The 17,874-nt window shown below is 67.8% G+C and carries 16 protein-coding genes; 6 read left to right on the top strand and 10 right to left on the bottom strand.

Going from position 1 to position 17,874, the window contains the following annotated elements:
* Positions 1 to 85: 85 nt before the first annotated feature.
* The gene (locus tag ABZ027_RS32760) at positions 86 to 220 is read right to left on the bottom strand and encodes a hypothetical protein (protein ID WP_356774681.1); all 135 of its coding nucleotides are present in this window, start codon (positions 218 to 220) and stop codon (positions 86 to 88) included.
* 517 nt (positions 221 to 737) lie between these two features.
* Here ABZ027_RS32760 and ABZ027_RS32755 point away from each other — a divergent pair.
* From ABZ027_RS32755 to ABZ027_RS32745, 3 genes are read left to right on the top strand one after another with little or no spacing between them, the layout of a single operon-like run.
* The gene (locus ABZ027_RS32755; RefSeq protein ID WP_356774679.1) at positions 738 to 2,876 is read left to right on the top strand and encodes a helix-turn-helix transcriptional regulator; all 2,139 of its coding nucleotides are present in this window, start codon (positions 738 to 740) and stop codon (positions 2,874 to 2,876) included.
* A 3-nt stretch (positions 2,877 to 2,879) separates the two neighbouring features.
* Positions 2,880 to 3,875, top strand: a complete 996-nt coding sequence (locus tag ABZ027_RS32750; RefSeq protein WP_356774677.1) for a hypothetical protein — start codon at positions 2,880 to 2,882, stop codon at positions 3,873 to 3,875.
* Entirely contained in the window at positions 3,872 to 4,750 is an 879-nt protein-coding gene (locus tag ABZ027_RS32745; RefSeq protein WP_356774675.1) for a DUF6339 family protein, read from the top strand. Before ABZ027_RS32750 ends, ABZ027_RS32745 begins: the two co-directional genes overlap by 4 nt.
* 882 nt (positions 4,751 to 5,632) lie before the next feature.
* Here the strand turns inward: ABZ027_RS32745 and ABZ027_RS32740 are convergent.
* From ABZ027_RS32740 to ABZ027_RS32710, 7 genes are all read right to left on the bottom strand, one after another.
* Positions 5,633 to 6,874 (bottom strand): DNA cytosine methyltransferase, encoded by a 1,242-nt coding sequence (locus ABZ027_RS32740; RefSeq protein ID WP_356774673.1) that lies wholly within the window; start codon positions 6,872 to 6,874, stop codon positions 5,633 to 5,635.
* A gap of 44 nt (positions 6,875 to 6,918) precedes the next feature.
* Positions 6,919 to 7,890, bottom strand: a complete 972-nt coding sequence (locus ABZ027_RS32735) for a DNA cytosine methyltransferase (protein WP_356774671.1) — start codon at positions 7,888 to 7,890, stop codon at positions 6,919 to 6,921.
* Positions 7,887 to 8,288 (bottom strand): very short patch repair endonuclease, encoded by a 402-nt coding sequence (locus ABZ027_RS32730; protein ID WP_356774716.1) that lies wholly within the window; start codon positions 8,286 to 8,288, stop codon positions 7,887 to 7,889. Before ABZ027_RS32730 ends, ABZ027_RS32735 begins: the two co-directional genes overlap by 4 nt.
* Before the next feature lie 441 nt (positions 8,289 to 8,729).
* Positions 8,730 to 10,373 (bottom strand): glycoside hydrolase family 13 protein, encoded by a 1,644-nt coding sequence (locus tag ABZ027_RS32725; RefSeq protein ID WP_356774669.1) that lies wholly within the window; start codon positions 10,371 to 10,373, stop codon positions 8,730 to 8,732.
* 66 nt (positions 10,374 to 10,439) lie between these two features.
* Positions 10,440 to 11,273, bottom strand: coding sequence for a carbohydrate ABC transporter permease (locus tag ABZ027_RS32720; RefSeq protein ID WP_356774667.1), 834 nt, complete (start codon positions 11,271 to 11,273; stop codon positions 10,440 to 10,442).
* A complete protein-coding gene (locus ABZ027_RS32715; RefSeq protein ID WP_356774665.1) occupies positions 11,270 to 12,325 on the bottom strand; it encodes a sugar ABC transporter permease in 1,056 nt (351 codons plus the stop codon). The genes ABZ027_RS32720 and ABZ027_RS32715 overlap by 4 nt, the downstream gene beginning before the upstream one ends.
* Positions 12,326 to 12,336: 11 nt before the next feature.
* Complete coding sequence (locus ABZ027_RS32710; RefSeq protein ID WP_356774663.1) at positions 12,337 to 13,596, bottom strand: ABC transporter substrate-binding protein; 1,260 nt, start codon at positions 13,594 to 13,596, stop codon at positions 12,337 to 12,339.
* A gap of 395 nt (positions 13,597 to 13,991) precedes the next feature.
* Between ABZ027_RS32710 and ABZ027_RS32705 the strand changes: the two genes are divergently transcribed.
* Positions 13,992 to 15,065, top strand: a complete 1,074-nt coding sequence (locus ABZ027_RS32705; protein WP_356774661.1) for a LacI family DNA-binding transcriptional regulator — start codon at positions 13,992 to 13,994, stop codon at positions 15,063 to 15,065.
* A 42-nt stretch (positions 15,066 to 15,107) separates the two neighbouring features.
* On the opposite strand, the gene ABZ027_RS32700 is transcribed toward ABZ027_RS32705, so the two are convergent.
* Entirely contained in the window at positions 15,108 to 16,124 is a 1,017-nt protein-coding gene (locus ABZ027_RS32700; protein ID WP_356774659.1) for an SEC-C domain-containing protein, read from the bottom strand.
* A gap of 125 nt (positions 16,125 to 16,249) precedes the next feature.
* The gene (locus ABZ027_RS32695) at positions 16,250 to 16,738 is read right to left on the bottom strand and encodes a carboxymuconolactone decarboxylase family protein (protein ID WP_356774657.1); all 489 of its coding nucleotides are present in this window, start codon (positions 16,736 to 16,738) and stop codon (positions 16,250 to 16,252) included.
* A 238-nt stretch (positions 16,739 to 16,976) separates the two neighbouring features.
* Between ABZ027_RS32695 and ABZ027_RS32690 the strand changes: the two genes are divergently transcribed.
* Entirely contained in the window at positions 16,977 to 17,531 is a 555-nt protein-coding gene (locus ABZ027_RS32690) for an SUKH-4 family immunity protein (protein ID WP_356774655.1), read from the top strand.
* Positions 17,532 to 17,676: 145 nt separating this feature from the next.
* Positions 17,677 to 17,874: a hypothetical protein gene (locus tag ABZ027_RS32685; RefSeq protein ID WP_356774653.1), complete on the top strand. Its 198-nt coding sequence runs from the start codon at positions 17,677 to 17,679 to the stop codon at positions 17,872 to 17,874.

Below are 17,874 nucleotides of genomic sequence, written 5' to 3'. Positions count from 1 at the left end.
CGATGGACGGCATGGCGAAAGCGGACGACGGAGTCGGGTCTGGAGTGGGTTCCAGCCCGGGCTGACCTGCGCTGATGTCGTGGTGTCAGCTGTCGTCGAGGCCGGTTGATCCTGAACCGTGACCGAAGAGATCGTCGAATTCCTCGATCGTCGTGCCGAACGAGTCGAGAATCTGCTTCCGTTCCGTGTCGGAGTTGGCTAAAGAAAGCAGCAGAGACACAGAATGAAGTTCACGCTGTGAATGCGGAGTGCAGTGGTACGGAGAATCCATCTCTCCGGGAGGGTCTTCCATGGGGGTTTCACGTCCTCTGGTTGAGGTCACGGATCCCCGCACCACGAGCACGTTCGGGGCTGTTTTAATGCAAGAGGGCACAACTCACCCGTTGTCACACGGGGGGTTCCCGAGTGAGGCGGACACTTCCGCTGTTGAAGATCCTAGGGTGAATCACTCGTTCGTGTCACCCCAATTCGGCCACGGGTTACCGGAGTTGCCGTCTCCGCTTTGCCTAAGCGTTTTACGTACGGGGCCCTCGGTCAACCGCTTCTATGGGTCCGGCTGCTCATGCGCCCACTCTGATGGGCTCCTTGGAATCGTCGTTATCGGTCAAATGGGGCAGAGGGGTGACCGGTGGAGGTGATCGACGTTCTGTCAAGTGCCAGTTGACGTGTGTCGAGGTGTCAAATTAGCCTGTCCATGACCGTGAGCACAACGACGTAGGTGAAGAGGGGGAGGCCGCATGGAGGTCGGTGAGGAGTTCGGGCCCTGGCTGTCCCGGCAGCTCAAATTCGCGGGCAAGACACAGGCGGAGCTGGCCGATGAGCTGGGGCTGACCAGGGCGGCGGTCTCGGCGTGGATCACCAAGCGTTCCGTCCCGCGTCCGACCGTGATGGGGGAGATCGCCAAGGCGCTCGGCACGGATCTGGGTACGGTGCACACCCGCACCACCGACACGCAGGTCGGTCTCCCCGTCACCTGGTACCACCGGCCCGGCTACCAGGACGGCGGGCGTGACGGTGGGAACGCCGCAGCCTTCGCCTTCGACGCGGACGTCCAGGTACTCGCGCGGGAGACCTGTCAGAACAGTCTCGACGAGCGCATCGTTGAGAACGGCCGTCCGGTTCGTGTGCGGTACACGATCCACGAGCTCACCGGCGAGAAGCTGGACGCGTTCCGTGCCGCCGTCCTCTGGGACGAACTCCAGCCCCACTACTCGGCGGTCTCGGAATCCGCCGCCCATCAGAAGGTCGGACGTGTCGTGGACGCCGGCGTGCGCGACATGTTCGAGAAGAGCCGCCTGATCCTCCTCAGGATCGACGACTACAACGCCTCCGGGCTAACTGGCGACGACTACGAGGACGGCAAGTTCGCGGCCGTCGTCCGTCGACAGCTCGAGAGCCTCAAGTCGGGTCGGGGCGCGGGTGGTTCGTACGGGCTGGGCAAGGCGACTCTCTGGGCCACCAGCGCGCTCGGGATGGTGCTGATCAACTCCACCCTCTCCGTTCCTCATGAGGGTCGCACCGAGCGCCGAGTCATTGGGCGACTGGAGTTGCCGTGGCGTTCCGTCGACGGCACCCCGTACGCGGGCCCGGCCTGGCTGGGCCGTCCCGACCCCGAGACGGCCGGCGCGGAGGTGGTCCGCTCATGGTGGGCGGACGAGGAGACGATCCAGCGCCTTCACCTCACCCGTGACAGTGAGGAGCCGGGCACGTCCTTCCTCATCGTCGGCGCCCATGACGTGGCGAGCCTCGAACAAGGCAAGCCGGACTCCGCCGATGACGAGAACGGGAGCGACGACGGCACCCGCGACATCAGTGCCATGCACCGACGCCTGGTTGACGCGCTGAGTCGGGACTTCTGGGCGGCCATGACCGGAGGCGGCAGCAAGCTCCCGCTGCTGGAGACCTCGGTCCGCACTCTGCGCAACGGCGAGGTCGTCATCGAGGAGGAGAAGGTCGACCCCACCGACAAACAGCCCTCGCGCACCCGGGCACTGCGAGCCTTCTACGAGGGGACGACCGTGGACCGGCTCACCGAAGCCGGTCAAGTGGCGCTCCGCACGGTCCCGTTGCGATTGCCCCTGTCCGGACGTCCCGGCACGCTGGGTACGCACCAGGGAGTGCTCCTGGTCACGGAGGCAGAGGACGACGACGGCGTGCACAACCAGGTCCACTCCCTGCGCGGCAACAGGATGACCATCAAGAAGTCCAGCGTCTCCGGACTGCCGTTGGGCGTCAATCCGTTCCAAGCAGTTCTCCTGGTGGGGCGCGCAGCCGGAGAGTCGGCGCCCTTCGCCGAGGAGGCCGAGGAGTTCCTGCGCGCCGCAGAACCGCCCGAACACGACCGTTGGGGGCAGACCGAGGAGCTGACACTCCGTTGGTCGCACAGCGCCCACAACCGCATCGCCAGGCTGACCACCGAGGTCAACGCCGCCGTGAAGGAACTGGTCGTCCGCCCGAAGAGTTCCGGGTCACAGGAGAGCGCCAAGCTGCGCAAGAAGCTCACGGTTCCGCGCAAAGGCACTGCGCCGAACAAGCGCGCCTCCGGCCCGGGTTTGCCGGAGCTGGACGGACTGGACGCCGAGATCGGCGCCGGCGGGGAATGGCGGATCACCGCTGAGGTGAAACTGCCACGTGCCGAGGAACTGCCCGCCATGACACCGGTGGTCCTCCTCGATGTCCGATCGGGTAGCCGACCGAGGCTCGACTGGGCAGAACTCGTCGCCGTGGAAGGCTGTGAGGTCGAGGGCGGGGTGCTCCGTTTCACGCCGCGCGCCCGACGGGCCGTCTTCCGGGGGTCCACCGACGCGACCGGCCACCCGGTCCGTACCGAACTCACTCGGCTCGTTCTCGAACTCCGTGCCGGTACAGGGGAGTGAGGCATGAAGTTCTATCCGTACAAACGACTCAACCGTCCGATCACCTTGCGGGTGATCTCGGCCTCCCTCAAGCTGCCCGACGGCACGCGCGATCACCTGGACACCTCGGCGTACTCCATCCCCCAGCGGACGGTGGCCCTGGGTGTCGCACAGCACGAGGACTGGGTGTCGGCCAGGATCGGCCTGTCCGCCACGCTGCCTCCCGGCGCCACCGATCCCGACGGTCCGTGGAACGATCTGCGGGTCCTGGCGGTGCTCACCGACGGCGACACCAATGTGCGCACCACCGTCGACCTGCGGCAGGACGCTCCTGACAGCAAGGAGTGGTCCGGGGAGATCGAGGTGTTCCGCGACGACCACGTGGGGCGCGCCGCACTCGCCGCCTACGCCGTCGCAACCATCGACGACGTGCCCGGCCGCTCGATCACCGAAACCGACGGGGACTGGACCGTCGACGTGTCCGCCGAGGAGCCGCTCGGTGGACTACGCCTCGACGTGAAACAAGCGAGTTTCTCCAAGAGCGCGCGGGAATGGCTGCGCCCCTACGCCGACGTGCCCTGGGTCGTCGACGCCTCGGGCCGGCTGCCGCTGGTGATGATCAACACCGACATCGAGGGGTTCTCCGACCTCCTCGGCGGTGAGAGCGGAGGGACCGAGAACAAGGTCCACGAGCTGTTGATCTCCCAGATGGCCACCGATGTGTGGACCGCGGTGTTCCACAGCGCCGTGGGAGACCTGGAGATCGAACCCGACGGAACGCCGGTCTTCCCCACCGACTGGCGCGGGGAAGTGTTGCGGGAACTGCTCCCCGACGTTGTGCCGGGCCTTCGTGTCGAGGAGGCGCTCCGTCAGGTCCACCGTCGTCGGACCGGCGACGCGGGATGGGTGGAGCTGCAGACTCGCGTCCACTACGCCGCCGTTCGTCGCGCCGGTGCGAGCAAGGCGCTCGCCAACGTCCTGCGTGCACTACAGCAGATGAACCGAGAGGACAGCGCGTGATCGAGAAGCCGCATCACCTTCCCGAGCGGCTGGGCCTGCTCTCGGCGACGGCCGCCGACCCCTTCCTCACCGAGGACCTTCTCAAAGGGGTCCAGGGACACGGAGGCGTCGACCTGGCCAAGGTTGTCGAACCGCTGCCGGAAGACGATGCCCGCTGGGCCGCTGAACCGCTCAGGGACCTTGTGGACGACGCGTTGCACCAGTTCCAGGACAATCGGACGGATGCCGACGGCTGGTTGGCGCCTCGGCTGCACGCGGCGCTCCGCCTCTCCCGTAGGGAGGCCGCGGACAAGAGGATCTGGAACCACCTCGCGCTCGCAGTCGCACCGGACTACGTGGCGTGGCGACATACCCCCGCACCCGCGCCCGGGCGGAGCGAACCTCGCATCAACCCGGCCCGGTTCAAGGGCGCATCGGACCGTCAGTGCTTCTCGCGCCTGTGGTGGGCGGCGGAGATGTTCCGCAATGGCGAGGACTACGCACCCGTGGTGACCGCCTGTTCCAACCAGGACCTCATCCACAACGCGCTGCGCATGGACCTGATCGACCACCGCCCGACAGCCCAGGCACTCGTGCGGATCCTGGAGCGAGGGGTGGCAAGCACCGGCCGCGAGATCAACGGCCTGATGGCGGCGATCAACACCGCCGGTGCCACCCTGGTCTACGACGCGCTCGCTCCGGACGAGCCACGTGACCCCGAGGTGCTGCGCCACTGGATCTCGGAGGCTGAGTCGGCGCCCCCGGTGCCGCGGCACCAGCTGCCGACCGGACCCGACGAGGAGCCGGTCCCAGAGACATCGGTGGCCGCTCTCACCACTTACTTCACGGAACTCTTCGAGACCGCCCCGGTCAGGGGCCGGGTACTCCAGGCCTGAACGGAAGGGCTCATCTGCCGGTGAGGGGGGGCCGGTGGGCGCCCCTCACCTTGTCCGTGCTCGCGCGCTTTCACCGACGCGACGGGCTGCCGGGTCCTCGCTCAACTGACCTACGGGCACATCCGAACCGGCAGCCCGTACGGGCCGCGTTCGTAGGGGAGTTGGGCGGCGACGACTTCAGGATCCGTCTCTGCTGTGCCGTCAAGTGGCTTATCTCACCGCGCACTTCGCCACTACTCACCGGTATGGAGGAGAAAGGGTTCTGCGGGCTGGATCAAGGACTGTAGGGTGTAGCCCAACTCAACTACCCCCGGCCCCGCTCGTCTCGGCTGGGTACCGAGGCGTCGGCCCGCCGGCAGGCGGGTTGGCATCAACCCGGGTAAGGAGTTGAGCCGCGATGAGCAGTAGTCGCAAGGGGCGCAAGAGGCAGGGGCGGGATCCCGACTGGTGGATTCCGGTTCTACTCGCGGTCCTGTCGACGATTACGGCAGTCGCAGGATGCGTGAGTCAGGTAGCTGCCCGCTAGTGGGCCGGTGCTCGGCCGTAGTGCTCGCCAAGTGAGTGCGACCGGTTGCTGAACGGCCGAACCCACCTGACGTAGAACGCTCCGAACATGGCCCGGTGCGGATGCCAGTCCGTGCCGGGCCTTCGTTCTGAAGCGCGAGCACTTATGCTGCGGCAATTAGTGACGCCACAACGTCAACTGAGCTTGGATCCTAAGTTTCGAGAACCTGCATTGCAAGCCATAAGAAACATCGGAACAGGTTGATCCGATTGTAAAGATGCAGGTCGGAAGGGTGGCGGCAAAATGCACATCAAATGAGATTTGACATTCAAGGCACTGTCAAATTTTCAAGGGTTGTGCCTTTTATGGTGACTCACTCAGATTTCAGCGTGTCCGTCTGTGTGAGGTGGTCGCCAGTTCTCGAGTGCTTGGATGGCGTGCCGCTTCCGCCCTTCGTCCAGCCCCAGCGCAGTGCAGAGAACGTGGACGGCGAGGAGCGGCGGGATCGCGTTACCGATCTGCTGAGCGACGTCGGTGCCGCGCCAGGGATAGGCAGCCGGGAAGGTCTGAAGCAGGCCGGCCTCACGAAGCGTGAAACGCTCCTGCTCCGGGCCCAGTTCAGGGTCACCGTTCGCGTCGACGCCCTTGAGGTCGAACACCTTGTTCCGACGCACCTTGCCGGTGACCGTGGCGGCCGGCATGTGTGAGGTGCGGAGTCCTCGCTTCTTCGGGTCGCCTCCCGATCCGTAGTTGGAGCGGACGACGAATTCCGTGGAGCGGGTTTCCTTGAGGGCATCACCCATCGAGGCCCATGGCTTCGGCCCGCGATGCTGGGACGGAGTGTCGAAGAGCGAGCTCTGCTCGACCGTGCGGCTCCGCGTCTCCGGCTCCTGGAGGAGGGGGAGGCGCTCCACGCCCTTGCGGTAGCGCTGATGCGTCGCCGTCGGGAACTCCACGCCCTGGCCTGGGGCTCCCCGATGACGGGCGATCAGCACCGCTCGGCGGCGGGTCTGCGGTACTCCGTACTCCTCGGTGTGCAGGATGTGGCAGTCCGCGTCATATCCAAGGGTGCGAAGGATGTCGCGGTACCTCTGCCAGACCGGCAGAACCGTGGGCACCTGCTCGAGTACGACCACCTCGTACGGCTCGGCCTTGAGCTTCTTCTCGACGATCCAATGCAGCGGCTGGAGGACGAGGCCCGTCCGCTCGTCCGTCCACGACAATTCCTCGGCTCGACGATTCACCTCGGCCCAGGCGCTCGCCAGATCCTCGACGGTCTGGCTCCGTCCCACCATCTCGGCAAGGATCATCACCTCGTCGAGGGCCTTGTGGCCCTCGCGGTTGCCCGCCACCGAGTACGTCTGGCACGGCGGACCGCCAGTCAGGACCCGGGCCGAAGTCACCTCGGGGTCCAGCGGGTTCACCTGCGCCACGTCGCGGATCTCGGTGGTACGCAGCCCTGCGGCCTTGCGGGTGGCACGGGTCGATTCCTCCCATTCCACCCCGATGGTCGGCAGCCCGAGCACTTCAGCCGCAATGTCCAGTCCCCCCGGACCTGCGAAGAGGTCCACGATTACAGGGGTGTCCTGGTTTGCGTCCGGATGAGGTGCTGGGGTCATGAGGTGGAAGTGTAGCCGGCCGTGGCGCTGCGAAAATTCTTCGTTCAGGACCGCAGCGCCTCGGCGATCGCTCTGCCGAGCGCCTCGCCCACCGGCGGGGGGGAGGCGTGACCGATCTGCCGATATCGAGCGGTCTTCCTGCCGGTGATCTCCCAGTCCGAGGGGAAGCCCTGGAGCAGGGCCGTCTGGTCCACCGTGAGCCGCACCAGGCCCTCTCTGCCCAGATCGGGCGACCAGACGAAGTCCGGCCCCGGGAGCTCATCGCCCAGGGAGTGGGCATTCACCCCGAGTTTCTCCCATTTCCGCTTGCTGCCGGCCGGACCCAGGTCCGCGCCCCCGCGGTTTTTCGAACCACCGACCAGTGTGGGAGCCAGGGTGGTTGCCTGGGCCGCCCACCGGTCGGCGTCATTCCAGCCACGCGATCGCATGGAGGATTCCAGGGCCTCGCCGACCGACACATGGTCAGCCACGGTGGGGGCGGGCGGGCGAAACGCCGGGAACCACTGCCTCTTGATCGCCACGAGTGCCCCCTGCTGCCGGTCCTGCGGCACTCCGAAGTCGGCGGCGTTCAGGACGAACCAGCTGAACTGGTAACCGAGATGGTCCAGTTCTGCGCGGGCGAACTCCCGGAAGTCTCGGAACCTGTCGCTGTGGGCCAGGGTGGGCACGTTCTCGACGAGCAGCGCCCGAGGTCCGATCGCGTGGGCGAGGTATATGGCGGCCTTCAGCAGCCGCTCCTCGTTCCCGGACTCCGTCCGAACGGCCGTCGCGTTGGACTTGACCCGGGGCAGTCCCGCGGACAGCAGATCCACGTCGTAGCTGTGGGGGTGCTCGCTCGGATCGAAGTCCAAGAGATCCGTTTGCAGCACGTTCCACTGCGGCCGGTTGGTTCGGAGTGTCCGGCAGGCGTCGTCGTCCTCGTCGAGCAGCAGCGTCGGCTCGAAGCCCGCACGCTCCAGTCCCAAAGCGAGCCCACCGGCCCCCGAGCACACGTCGACAAAGGTCAGTCCGCTCAACGATTCCTCTCCCGCCCTTGTCGGGCCTTCCGCCGCTCCACCGCCGCCGCGACGCACAACGCCACATCCTCCGGTACCTCATGCTCCCAGAAGCGCAACACCTCCCACCCGGCGGCCGTGAGGTGTTCGGTCGTCTCAATGTCACGCGCCATGTTGCGGTCCAACTTCTGCCGCCACCACTGGGCGTTCGCCTTCGGATGTGTGGCATGTTCCGGGCAGCCGTGCCAAAAGCAGCCGTCGATCAGGACGGCCACCTTGACCGAGGTGAAGGCCACGTCGATGCGGCGGCGGGCCATCCCGGGAACCGGGTACTCGACGCGATAGCGCAGGCCGGCCGCGTGGAGCAGGCGTCGGACGGCCAGCTCGCAGGCCGTGTCCTTGCTGACCTGTCGGCTCATGCGGGCGGAAACGGCGGGGGAGGAGGGGAGCGCATCGGACACAGGACAATTCTGCCGGCGCAGGTCGGGTGGCGTATAAGGAGCCAAGAGGCAGACACCGGCCGGACGGGCTGGCCGGGCGCCGTCGGGCCACCCGCTTCCCAGCCCATGTCGTCCCTCCGCGCCCAGCCTCACGGGCGCTCCACTCCGCTGCGCTGCGTTCCGCGTCGCCTTCGGCGTTGAGGGGCTGGCCGGGGCCCCGGGCGTGAGAGCGGCATGCGGGCACGCCCGGGGCGGTTGAGCGGCCTCGGGTTGAGATTTCCGCTCTTCGGGTCAACCTCGTCCGGTTTTTTATGTACGTAGCGTCGACCGCGTAGCCGTCGTCCTTGCACATGCGGAGGCTCGGCCGGCCCCCTGCACCCGGCCCACCTCCAAGCAAGCGGAGCTATCGGGACCGTACGGCTAGGCCTCCAGCCACGCCGCCCCGTCCGGGCCCAGTAGCCCGTTCTCGACAGGCCCGCTGGACAGTAGGAGCGAGGTGTGGGCGGGGAGCGGGTGCGGCTTGTTGGAGAGGTTGACGACGCAGGTGAAACCCGGGGCGCGGGTGAAGGCGAGGACGTCGGTGGGGGTGTCCAGCCAGGTCAGGGTGCCGTCGCCGAGGGCGGGGTGGTCGTGGCGTAGGCGCAGGGCGGTGCGGTACAGCTCCAGCATGGAGGTCTCGTCGCCGGTCTGGGCCCGCACCGTGCGCTCGCCCCAGGTCGGGGGCTGTGGCAGCCAGGGTTCGGCGGGGGAGTCCTCGGGGCTGAAGCCGAACGGTGGGGTCTGTCCTGACCAGGGGAGGGGGACCCGGCAGCCGTCGCGGCCTCGGCTGGTGTGGCCGGAGCGTTCCCAGATGGGGTCCTGGAGGACGGACCCGGGGAGGTCCTCGACTTCGGGCAGGCCGAGTTCCTCGCCCTGGTAGACGTAGGCGCCGCCGGGGAGGGCGAGCATCAGCAGGGCCGCCGCGCGGGCGCGGCGGGTGCCGAGTTCCAGGTCGACGGGGCCTTCGGGTTGGAAGCGCTGGCCCGCCACCCAGCGTTTGGCGGTCTTACGGGCGTAGCGGCTGGGGTGGCGCATGACGTCGTGGTTGGACAGGACCCAGGTGGCGGGCGCGCCGACCGCGCCGAGCATGGAGAGGGAGTTGTCGATGACCGTGCGCAGGTCCTCCGGGTCCCAGGTGGACATGAGGAAGTCGAAGTTGAACGCGGTGTGCAGGCCGTCCGGGCGGACGTAGGCGGCCAGTCGCTCGGGGGTGTCCGCCCACGCTTCGGCGACGAAGCACCGGTCGCCGGGGAACTCGTCGGCCACCTTGCGCCAGGCGCGGAAGATGTCGTGGACCTCGTCGCGGTCCCAGTGCGGGTGGTCGACGTGTTGACGTGGCTGCCCGTCGTCCGGGTCCTGGCGGGGTGGCAGGTCGGGGAGGTCCGGGTGCTTGACCAGTCCGTGGGCCACGTCGATGCGGAACCCGTCGACGCCACGGCTGAACCAGAAGCGCAGGATCGACTCGAACTCCGCGCGCACCTCGGGGTGTTCCCAGTTGAGGTCCGGCTGTTCGGGGGCGAACAGGTGGAGGTACCACTCGCCGTCGGGCAGCCGGGTCCAGGCGGGTCCGCCGAAGGAGGAGACCCAGTTGTTGGGGGCTTCGACGCCGTCGGTGCCGCGGCCGGGGCGGAAGACATAGCGTTCGCGTTCCGGGCTGCCGGGACCGGCGGCCAGCGCCGCCTGGAACCAGACGTGCTGGTCGGAGGTGTGGTTGGGCACGATGTCGGGGATGACACGGAGCCCGTGCCGGTGGGCTTCCTCGATGAGCTGTTCGGCCTCTGCCACGGTGCCGAACAGCGGGTCGATGGCACGGAAGTCGGCGACGTCGTAACCGTGGTCCGCCATCGGCGACTTGTACCACGGGTTGATCCAGAGGGCGTCGACACCGAGCGCCTTGAGGTGGGGCAGGCGGGAGCGGATGCCCGCGATGTCGCCGACGCCGTCGCCGTTGCCGTCGGCGAAGCTGCGGATGTAGACCTGGTAGATGACGGCGCTGCGCCACCACGGTGCTGCGGTGGGGGACATGGGGGTGCGGTTCTCCTTGCACGTCGGAGGTGAAGGGCAGGGTGAAGGGCGACGGGGCGCCCGGTGCTACTTCGCCGCGCCGGCGGTGAGTCCGGCGACGATGCGGCGCTGGAACAGCAGCACCATGACCACCAGCGGGATCGTGACGAGGACGCCCGCGGCCATCTGACTGCCGAACGGGGTCTCGTACGTCGTGGCGCCGGTGAACTTCGAGATGGCGACCGGAGCGGTCTGCATGGCGGGCTTGTTGGTCATCGACAGCGCGATGAGGAACTCGTTCCAGGCCGCGATGAAGGTGATGATCGCGGTGGTGAAGATGCCCGGCGCGGCGAGCGGGATGATGACCCTGCGGAACGCCTGGCCGCGGGTGCAGCCGTCGACCATGGCGGCGTGCTCCAGTTCGTCCGGCATCTGCCGGAAGAACATGGTCAGGTTCCACACCGCCAGCGGCAGCGCGAACGACATGCTCGGCACGATCATGGCCTGGTAGGTGTTGATCCAGCCGATGTCGGTGAACAGCTTCAGCAGCGGCACCACGATCGACACCACCGGGAACATCGAAGTCGCGATGACGAGGGTCAGGATCAGTCGCTTGAACCGGAACTCCAGCCGCGCCATGGCATACGCGGTGAACGTGGCCACCAGCAGCGCCAGGACGGTGGTGGAACCGGCCACGATCAGGCTGTTGAGCAGCGCGCGCCCGAACCCCTGCGCCGTGTCGAACACCGCCCGGTAGTTCTCGAACGACACCGAGGTGGGCAGCAGCGAGGTGTCGAAGATGTCCGAGGCGCGCCGCAGACTGGAGACCAGCATCCAGTAGAACGGGGCCAGGCAGTAGGCCACCACCGCGACGACACCCGCGTACAGCAGCCCGGCGCGCCACTTCGCTGTGAGGATCATGCCGTCACCTCCGCGCGCCGCGGTACCGGGATCCGCAGGCGTCTGCCCTTGCGCTTACGGGTGTCCGCGCCGGCGTCGCCGATCAGGTCGGCCCCGAGCAGCCGTACGAAGGCCAGGGCGACGAGGAAGACGTAGAGGAAGAGGAGCACCGAGTACGCGGACGCCGGTCCGAAGCGGACGTTGGATGCCTCGTTCTGCGCGAGCATCGACAGGGTCTCCACCGACTGCTTCTGCGCACCGATGAGGATGTACGGCAGGTCGAACATCCGCAGCGCGTCCATGCAGCGGAACAGCACCGCCACCAGCAGCGCGGGCTTCACCAGAGGCAGGGTGATGTGCCAGAACCGGCGCCGCGCGCTCGCCCCGTCGATGCGGGCCGCCTCGTAGACCTCCTTCGGGATCACCTGCAGTCCGGCCAGAACCAGCAGCCCGATGAAGGGAGCGGTCTTCCACACCTCGGCGACGATGACCGCGACCTTCGCCTGGAAGCCGTCGGTGGTCCACAGGACCTGGCGGCCGATCAGGGCGTTGGCGATGCCGTCACTGTTGAAGATCCACCGCCACAGCAGGCCGGAGATCGCGGTGGGCACCGCCCAGGGCACCAGGATGCCCGCCCTCACCAGGCCACGGCCCCGGAACGCCTCATGCATGATCAACGCCATCGCCACACCGATCAGCGTCTCCAGGCCCACCGTGACGACGGTGAAGAAGGTGGTGTTCCAGAAGGCGTTCCAGAACCGGTCCCCGGCCTGGCCGAAGATGTCGGCGTAGTTCCGCAGCCCGACGAAGGGTTCGGTGTCGCTGATGAAACCGGTCTTCGGGTCCAGGCCCTTGACCCCGTACAGCGACCCGTTCAGCGCCATCAGCGTCGGGTAGAGCACGACGATCGTCAGCACCAGCAGCGTCGGGGACACCAGCAACGCCGCCATCCGGCCCGAGCCCGCGGTGGCCCGGGCCCGCTGCTTGCGGGTGCGCCGGCGCTCCAGTGGCCCGCGCCTGCCGCCGACCGCGTGGCCTGCGGCGGTTTCGGGCGAGGTCCTCGTGACCGCCATGACTGCGCTCCTCACTGCGCCGCGGACTTCTGCCGCAGTTCCTTCTGCAGGTCCTGCAGCGCCTGCGCGCTGCTCTTCCTGCCGGTCACGGCGGCGTACGCCTCCTGCTGGATCGCCGAGGTCACGTCGCCGTACTGCACGACCCGCGGGCGAGGCACCGCACGCAGGATGGACTGCTTCAGCACCGGCAGGTACGGGTACTGCGCGACCAGCGCCTTGTCGTCGTAGTAGGCGGCGTACGGCGAGGCCTGGGCCGCGCCCTTGAGGAAGTACTTCGACGTCTCCTCGCTGCTGTAGAACTTCATGAAGTCCAGGGCCGTGGCCTTGTTCTTGGCGAAGGACGACAGGGCCAGGTTGTGGCCGCCCAGGCTGGAGGAGCCGGGCCCGTCCAGGCCGGGCAGCGGCGCGACCGCGAACTTCCCGGCGATGTCGCTCTTCGAGGCCAGGGAGTACACGTACGGCCAGTTGCGCAGGAAGATCAGCTTGCCGGCCTGGAACGCCTGACGGCTTTCCTCCTCCTGGTAGGTGGCGGCCTCCTTGGGGATCGTCCCGTCCTTGAAGGAGTCGACGAGGAAGTCCAGGCCCTTCTTCGCCGCGGGCGTGTCGACGTCCGGCTTGCCGTTGCTGTCGGTGACGGTGCCGCCCGCGGAGTTCACGGCCTCGGAGAAGTTCACCGTCAGGCCCTCGTACTTCTGGAACTGCCCGGCGTAGCACGACATGCCCTTGGCCTCGGGCAGCTTCTTCACCTCGGCACAGTCGGACTTCATCTCAGCCCAGGTGGTGGGGGGTTGGGTGACGCCGGCCTTCTTCAGTAGATCGGTGCGGTAGTAGAGCAGTCCGCCGTCCGACGCGGACGGGACCGCGTACAGGCCGTCGCGGTACTTCGCGGTCTCCACCACCGGCTTCAGCATCTTGTCCAGCGGGAACTGCTTGGCGGGCAGCGGTTCGATCCACCGGTGGGCGGCGAACTCCGAGGTCCACACGACGTCGAGGTAGAGCACCGTGTAGGCGTCGGACTTCGTCTCCGCGTTCTGGATCATCTGCTGGCGCTGGGTGTCGGCGTCCGACGGGAGCTGGATGAAGGTGACCTTCTCGGTCGGGTGCAGCTTGTTCCAGCGGTCGATCAACGGCTGGCGGGTGCCGGTGGTGTCCTTGCCGGACACGAACGTGATGGGGCCGCGGCCCTCGAACGAACTCGTCCCGGTCTGCCCGGAACCGTCGGTGCCGGACGAGCCGCAGGCGGAGAGGAGTAGCCCGGCGGCGGCGAACACGGCCGAACACTGACACGCTCTGCTGATCCTGGTCTTCACTGTCGCTCCTGGTCGTGCTGAACCGACGTCACGGCTGTTTTCCCGGGTGCGGGAGCCGCTGCCGACGTGACGTTGAGGTGGGCTGTGCTGAGACCGCGTTGCCACTACGCGTTGTGGATCAACACCGCAGGTCAAAGTGCTGAATGTCGGCTCGATCAGGATTGCTGCGACTCCACTGTGGCAACGCTTGCACGGTAGGGGTGTGTTTTGCCGGAGTCAATGCGTACTTCGCGGTAGCAGAGGGGGATGTGGGAAGTAATCGCGCGTCTTATTGGGCGTTTTGGCGGTCTATGTCCGTGCTGAAAGCGATGTCATTCCGGCCGCGATCGGAGGGCTGGCTGTGCTACCTTCCGCTCATGCCACCAGCTCAGCGGCACCCCACGATGGCTGACGTAGCAGAACGGGCCGGGGTCTCAACTTCCACCGTCTCGCGGACCTTGCGCGGTCTTTCCACCGTCTCACCGGCGGTGCGCGACCGCGTCGAGGAGGCCGCGCGGGAACTGAACTTCGCCGTGTCGCGGCAGGCTGCAAGCCTTGTCACGGGCAGGACCGGGACCATGGCGGTGCTCGTGCCCACGCTCAGTTCGTGGTTCATGGGATCCGCCCTGTCCAGCCTGGCCCCTGTGCTGCGGGCGGCCGGCATGGAACTGAACGTCTACATGGTCGGCGACCTGGCCGAGCGCGCCGCTTTCTTCGAGCGCCTCCCGGCCCGGCGCAACGCCGACGCGCTGCTGGTCTTCTGCTTCGACCTCACCGACGAGGAGACCGCCCGGCTGGACGACCTCGGCATGCCGGTCATCTACGTCAGCCAGCACGTCGAGGGCCGCCCCAGCGTCTACGTCGACGATGTCGCCGGCGCCTGCAAGGCCACCCGCCACCTGATCAACCTCGGACACCGTCGGATCGCCTTCGCGCACACCTCCGGCGTACGCGGCTTCAGCTTCAGTTCGGGTGAGCGTCTCCTCGGCTACCGGCAGGCGCTCACCGAGGCGGGCATGCCGGTGGACGACGAACTGATCGTCACCACGCCGCCCCGGGACAAGGTTGGCACCAGGCGGGCGGTGGGGAACCTGCTGAGCCTGCGGGAGCCGCCCACCGCGATCTTCGCCGAGCACGACGAACTGGCCATCCTCATCCTCTCGACCCTGCGCACGGTGCGGATCGAGGTGCCCGAACGGATCTCCGTTCTCGGTTTCGACGACCAGTTGATGGCGGAGTGGCTCGACCTGTCCACCGTGGCCCAGTCCCCCTCGGACATCGGCCGGGCCGCCGCCGAACTGGCATTTGACCTCATCGACGACCCCGAGGCGGGTCGCGGCCGGCACGTCGTGCTGCCCACGCACCTGATCCCACGTGGGACCACGTCCCCGCCGTCCGCCCCTCCCGGCGAACGCCCGGCCGACGGTCCGGCCGAAGCCCGCGACGCCTGAGTACCGCGACGCGTGAGAGGACCGTCGCCCGCGGGCCGAGGGTCAGCGGGCCCCGTGGCACCCCTGGTACGGCTGGCCCGACCCGCACCAGCACAGCGCCCCTCGCTGCGGAGGCCAGGCCACCGCACGCCCCCTCGCCGCGAGCGTCGTCGCGTACTGCGGGAGCAGGGAGACGTCCTCCGGTGACGAGGCCTCCGACGCCGCGAACGCCTCGTAGGAGGGGACCGTGCCCGTGACGATGCCAAGGTTCGGGGTGCCGGACGCGGAGAGTTCGCGCAGTGACGTTTCTATGGTCGCGAGGTGCTCCTCGTGGGAGGGGTACTCGGCGGCGAGGGACGGATACGCGTCCAGCAGCTCCGTCAGTTCCTCGGCCGTCCAGTGCAGGACCGCCACGGGGAACGGGCGGGACAACGCCTCCCGGTAGGTGCCGAGTTCCGCTCGCAGGCGGGAGATCTCCGCGGCCAGTTCCGCCGGGTTGTCCGAGCCCAGGGACCAGACGCGCTTGGGGTCGTGGAGCTCGTCCAGGGACACGGGGGAGGAGTGCAGGGTGTCGGCCAGGACGTCCCAGTCGTCGTGTCCCATGCCCAGCATGCGGCGCACCCGGTGGCGGCCGAACAGCAGCGGATGCGTGGCGTACGGAGGCGGCTCCGGGACGGCCGCAAGGAGCAGCTCCACCCCCTCCGTGAACGTCTCCTGCGCGGCCTCCAGCTCGTCGTGGGACTCCAGCGCCTCCGCCACGATCACCCAGGGGGCCGGGTCGCGGGGGGACGCCGCACGGACGCCCTCGATGATCGCTCTGGCCTCCGCCTCATGGCCGTACTCCCAGAGGTTCGAGGCCTTGAGGGCCCGGACCAGAAGCGGGTTCTCCAGGCTGTCGGGGGACGACAGCAGGCGGTCGTAGAGGGCGGTCGCGGCGGGGCGGTCGCCGGACAGTTCCAGGTGGGCGGAGGCGCGCAGCAGCAGGGCCTCGGCGTCCTCGGGATGCAGGCCGGCGGTCCGCTCCAGGCGTGCCGCTTCGGCGGTGTGGTCGACGTTCTCGGCGGGCGTGTCGGGGCGCATGGGGGACACCGTACTGCCGAGCGGTGACAAAGAAGAGAAGAAGATGGAGAGAGGTGCAGGCCAGCGACGGTGGGAGGGTCCTGACGGGAGCTCCCGCCGGCGCTGGGAGGCCCTGGATGACTGCGTCAGTCCCACTGCTCGTCCGCGAGGGAGCTGACGGGCTGCGGCTTGCCGATGACGGCCAGTGCGATGAAGAAGTTGATCTGGCCGATCGCGATGGTCAGGGTGGCCAGCGCCTTCTCGTCGTAGTGCTTCGCCGCCTCGGCGTACAGCTCGTCGGAGACGCGCTCCTTGCCGTGCGGGGCGGGCTGGAGGGTGGCCTCCACCAAGGCCAGGGCGGCGCGCTCGGCGTCGGTGAAGTACGGGGCGTCCTGCCAGGAGGAGACGGCGGTGATGCGCTCCTCGGACTCCCCGGCCTTGCGCAGGAAACCGGTGTTCAGGATCGTCAGGTAGGTGTTGCCGACGATCTGCCCGGCGCGCAGGTGGACGAGGCTCATCGTGGTGCGCGGCACCGAACGGTTGCCCGTGGCCCGGAAGAGAGCCGCGCTGATGTCGTTCAGCTCGGGCACGAACTCGGCCGGGTTCGGCATCCGGGAGATGGAGGTGTTCGTCATGGCTGCTCTCCTTCGCTTCGGCCTGGTTGGCCTCTTCACAGCACTGACGGATCGGCGCGCACAGGTGTGACAGGGATCCGGGAAAGTTCTCTGGGGTGTCCTCGACCCCGAGGTGCGAGGAGGGCAGCTGTGGGGGCCGAGGGTCTTCGGCCTGCGCGACCCCCGCGCTAACCCGTCCCCTCTCATATGGCCGGCCCGGCCGTCGCCCCTCGCCATCCAGCAACGCAAAGGTCTCGACATGAACTTCGCCGTGACGCCCGACGAGGTACGCACCGCCTTCGGACTGTCCGGTGTCACCTACTTCCCCCGCTACAGCGCAGCACACAACCGGGTGAGCGATCGCAGTGCTCTCTTCCTCAGCGGTGTTGGGCTGCCGGACACCGAGTGGTTCATGTCCAAGGCCAGCCTCAAGGCAAGCGACTCCATCAACGTCAGCGAGTGGTACGGCAGCCAGGGAACGGTGCCCAAGGAGTGCCAGGACTGGCTCGTGCTGGGTCTCTTCGCCTACACCACACTCGCGCTCGCCCCGGACACCGGAGCGGTGTACGCGCTGGGCGACGGCGAGACCGGGCTGGTGTACACACAGATTCACCGCGACGTCGAATCCCTCGTCTATGCCCTGTCCAAGTTTCAGACTCTCCGGCAAGAGCTTGAGGAGAGCGACGCTGACGACACCGAGGAACGCGTAGACGCCCTGCGCATCGAGATCACCGAGTTCGATCCACTGCCGTTCGAAGACGAGGACTCCCAGTGGAATCTCGCGTTTGAAGAGGTCATTGACGGCATCTGGTGAGGCAGCGTCCGCTTCCCCTTCGTCTTCGAGCTCACCGACGCGGTGCTGTGCGCCGGGTGAGAGAGTCGTTGCGCCCTGGGCCTGCGGGCAGGATTGCCCAGGGCGAGGACCCCGCGGACGCGTGCGAAGCCTTGGGATCCTCGCCGTGCGCAACGGCGCCCACCCCGATCGAGTGTTGACGGATATCGTGGACGACTTCCCTTCGGGCGTGGCTGGTGTCATCCGCCATGCCGTGGCGCTCAACCTGCGCCATCACGGCCAGCAACTCGGCACGGACAATCTGCGCTGGTCTGACGGCCGTGTACGTGACTCGTCGCGCCCTGCTGGAGGAACGGGTATGTAG

Origin of the sequence: Streptomyces sp. NPDC006332 (assembly GCF_040612855.1) — a bacterium.
Lineage (GTDB): Bacteria > Actinomycetota > Actinomycetes > Streptomycetales > Streptomycetaceae > Streptomyces.
Note: the sequence above shows the minus strand (reverse complement) of the source record. Positions and strands in the feature narration are given on the sequence as shown.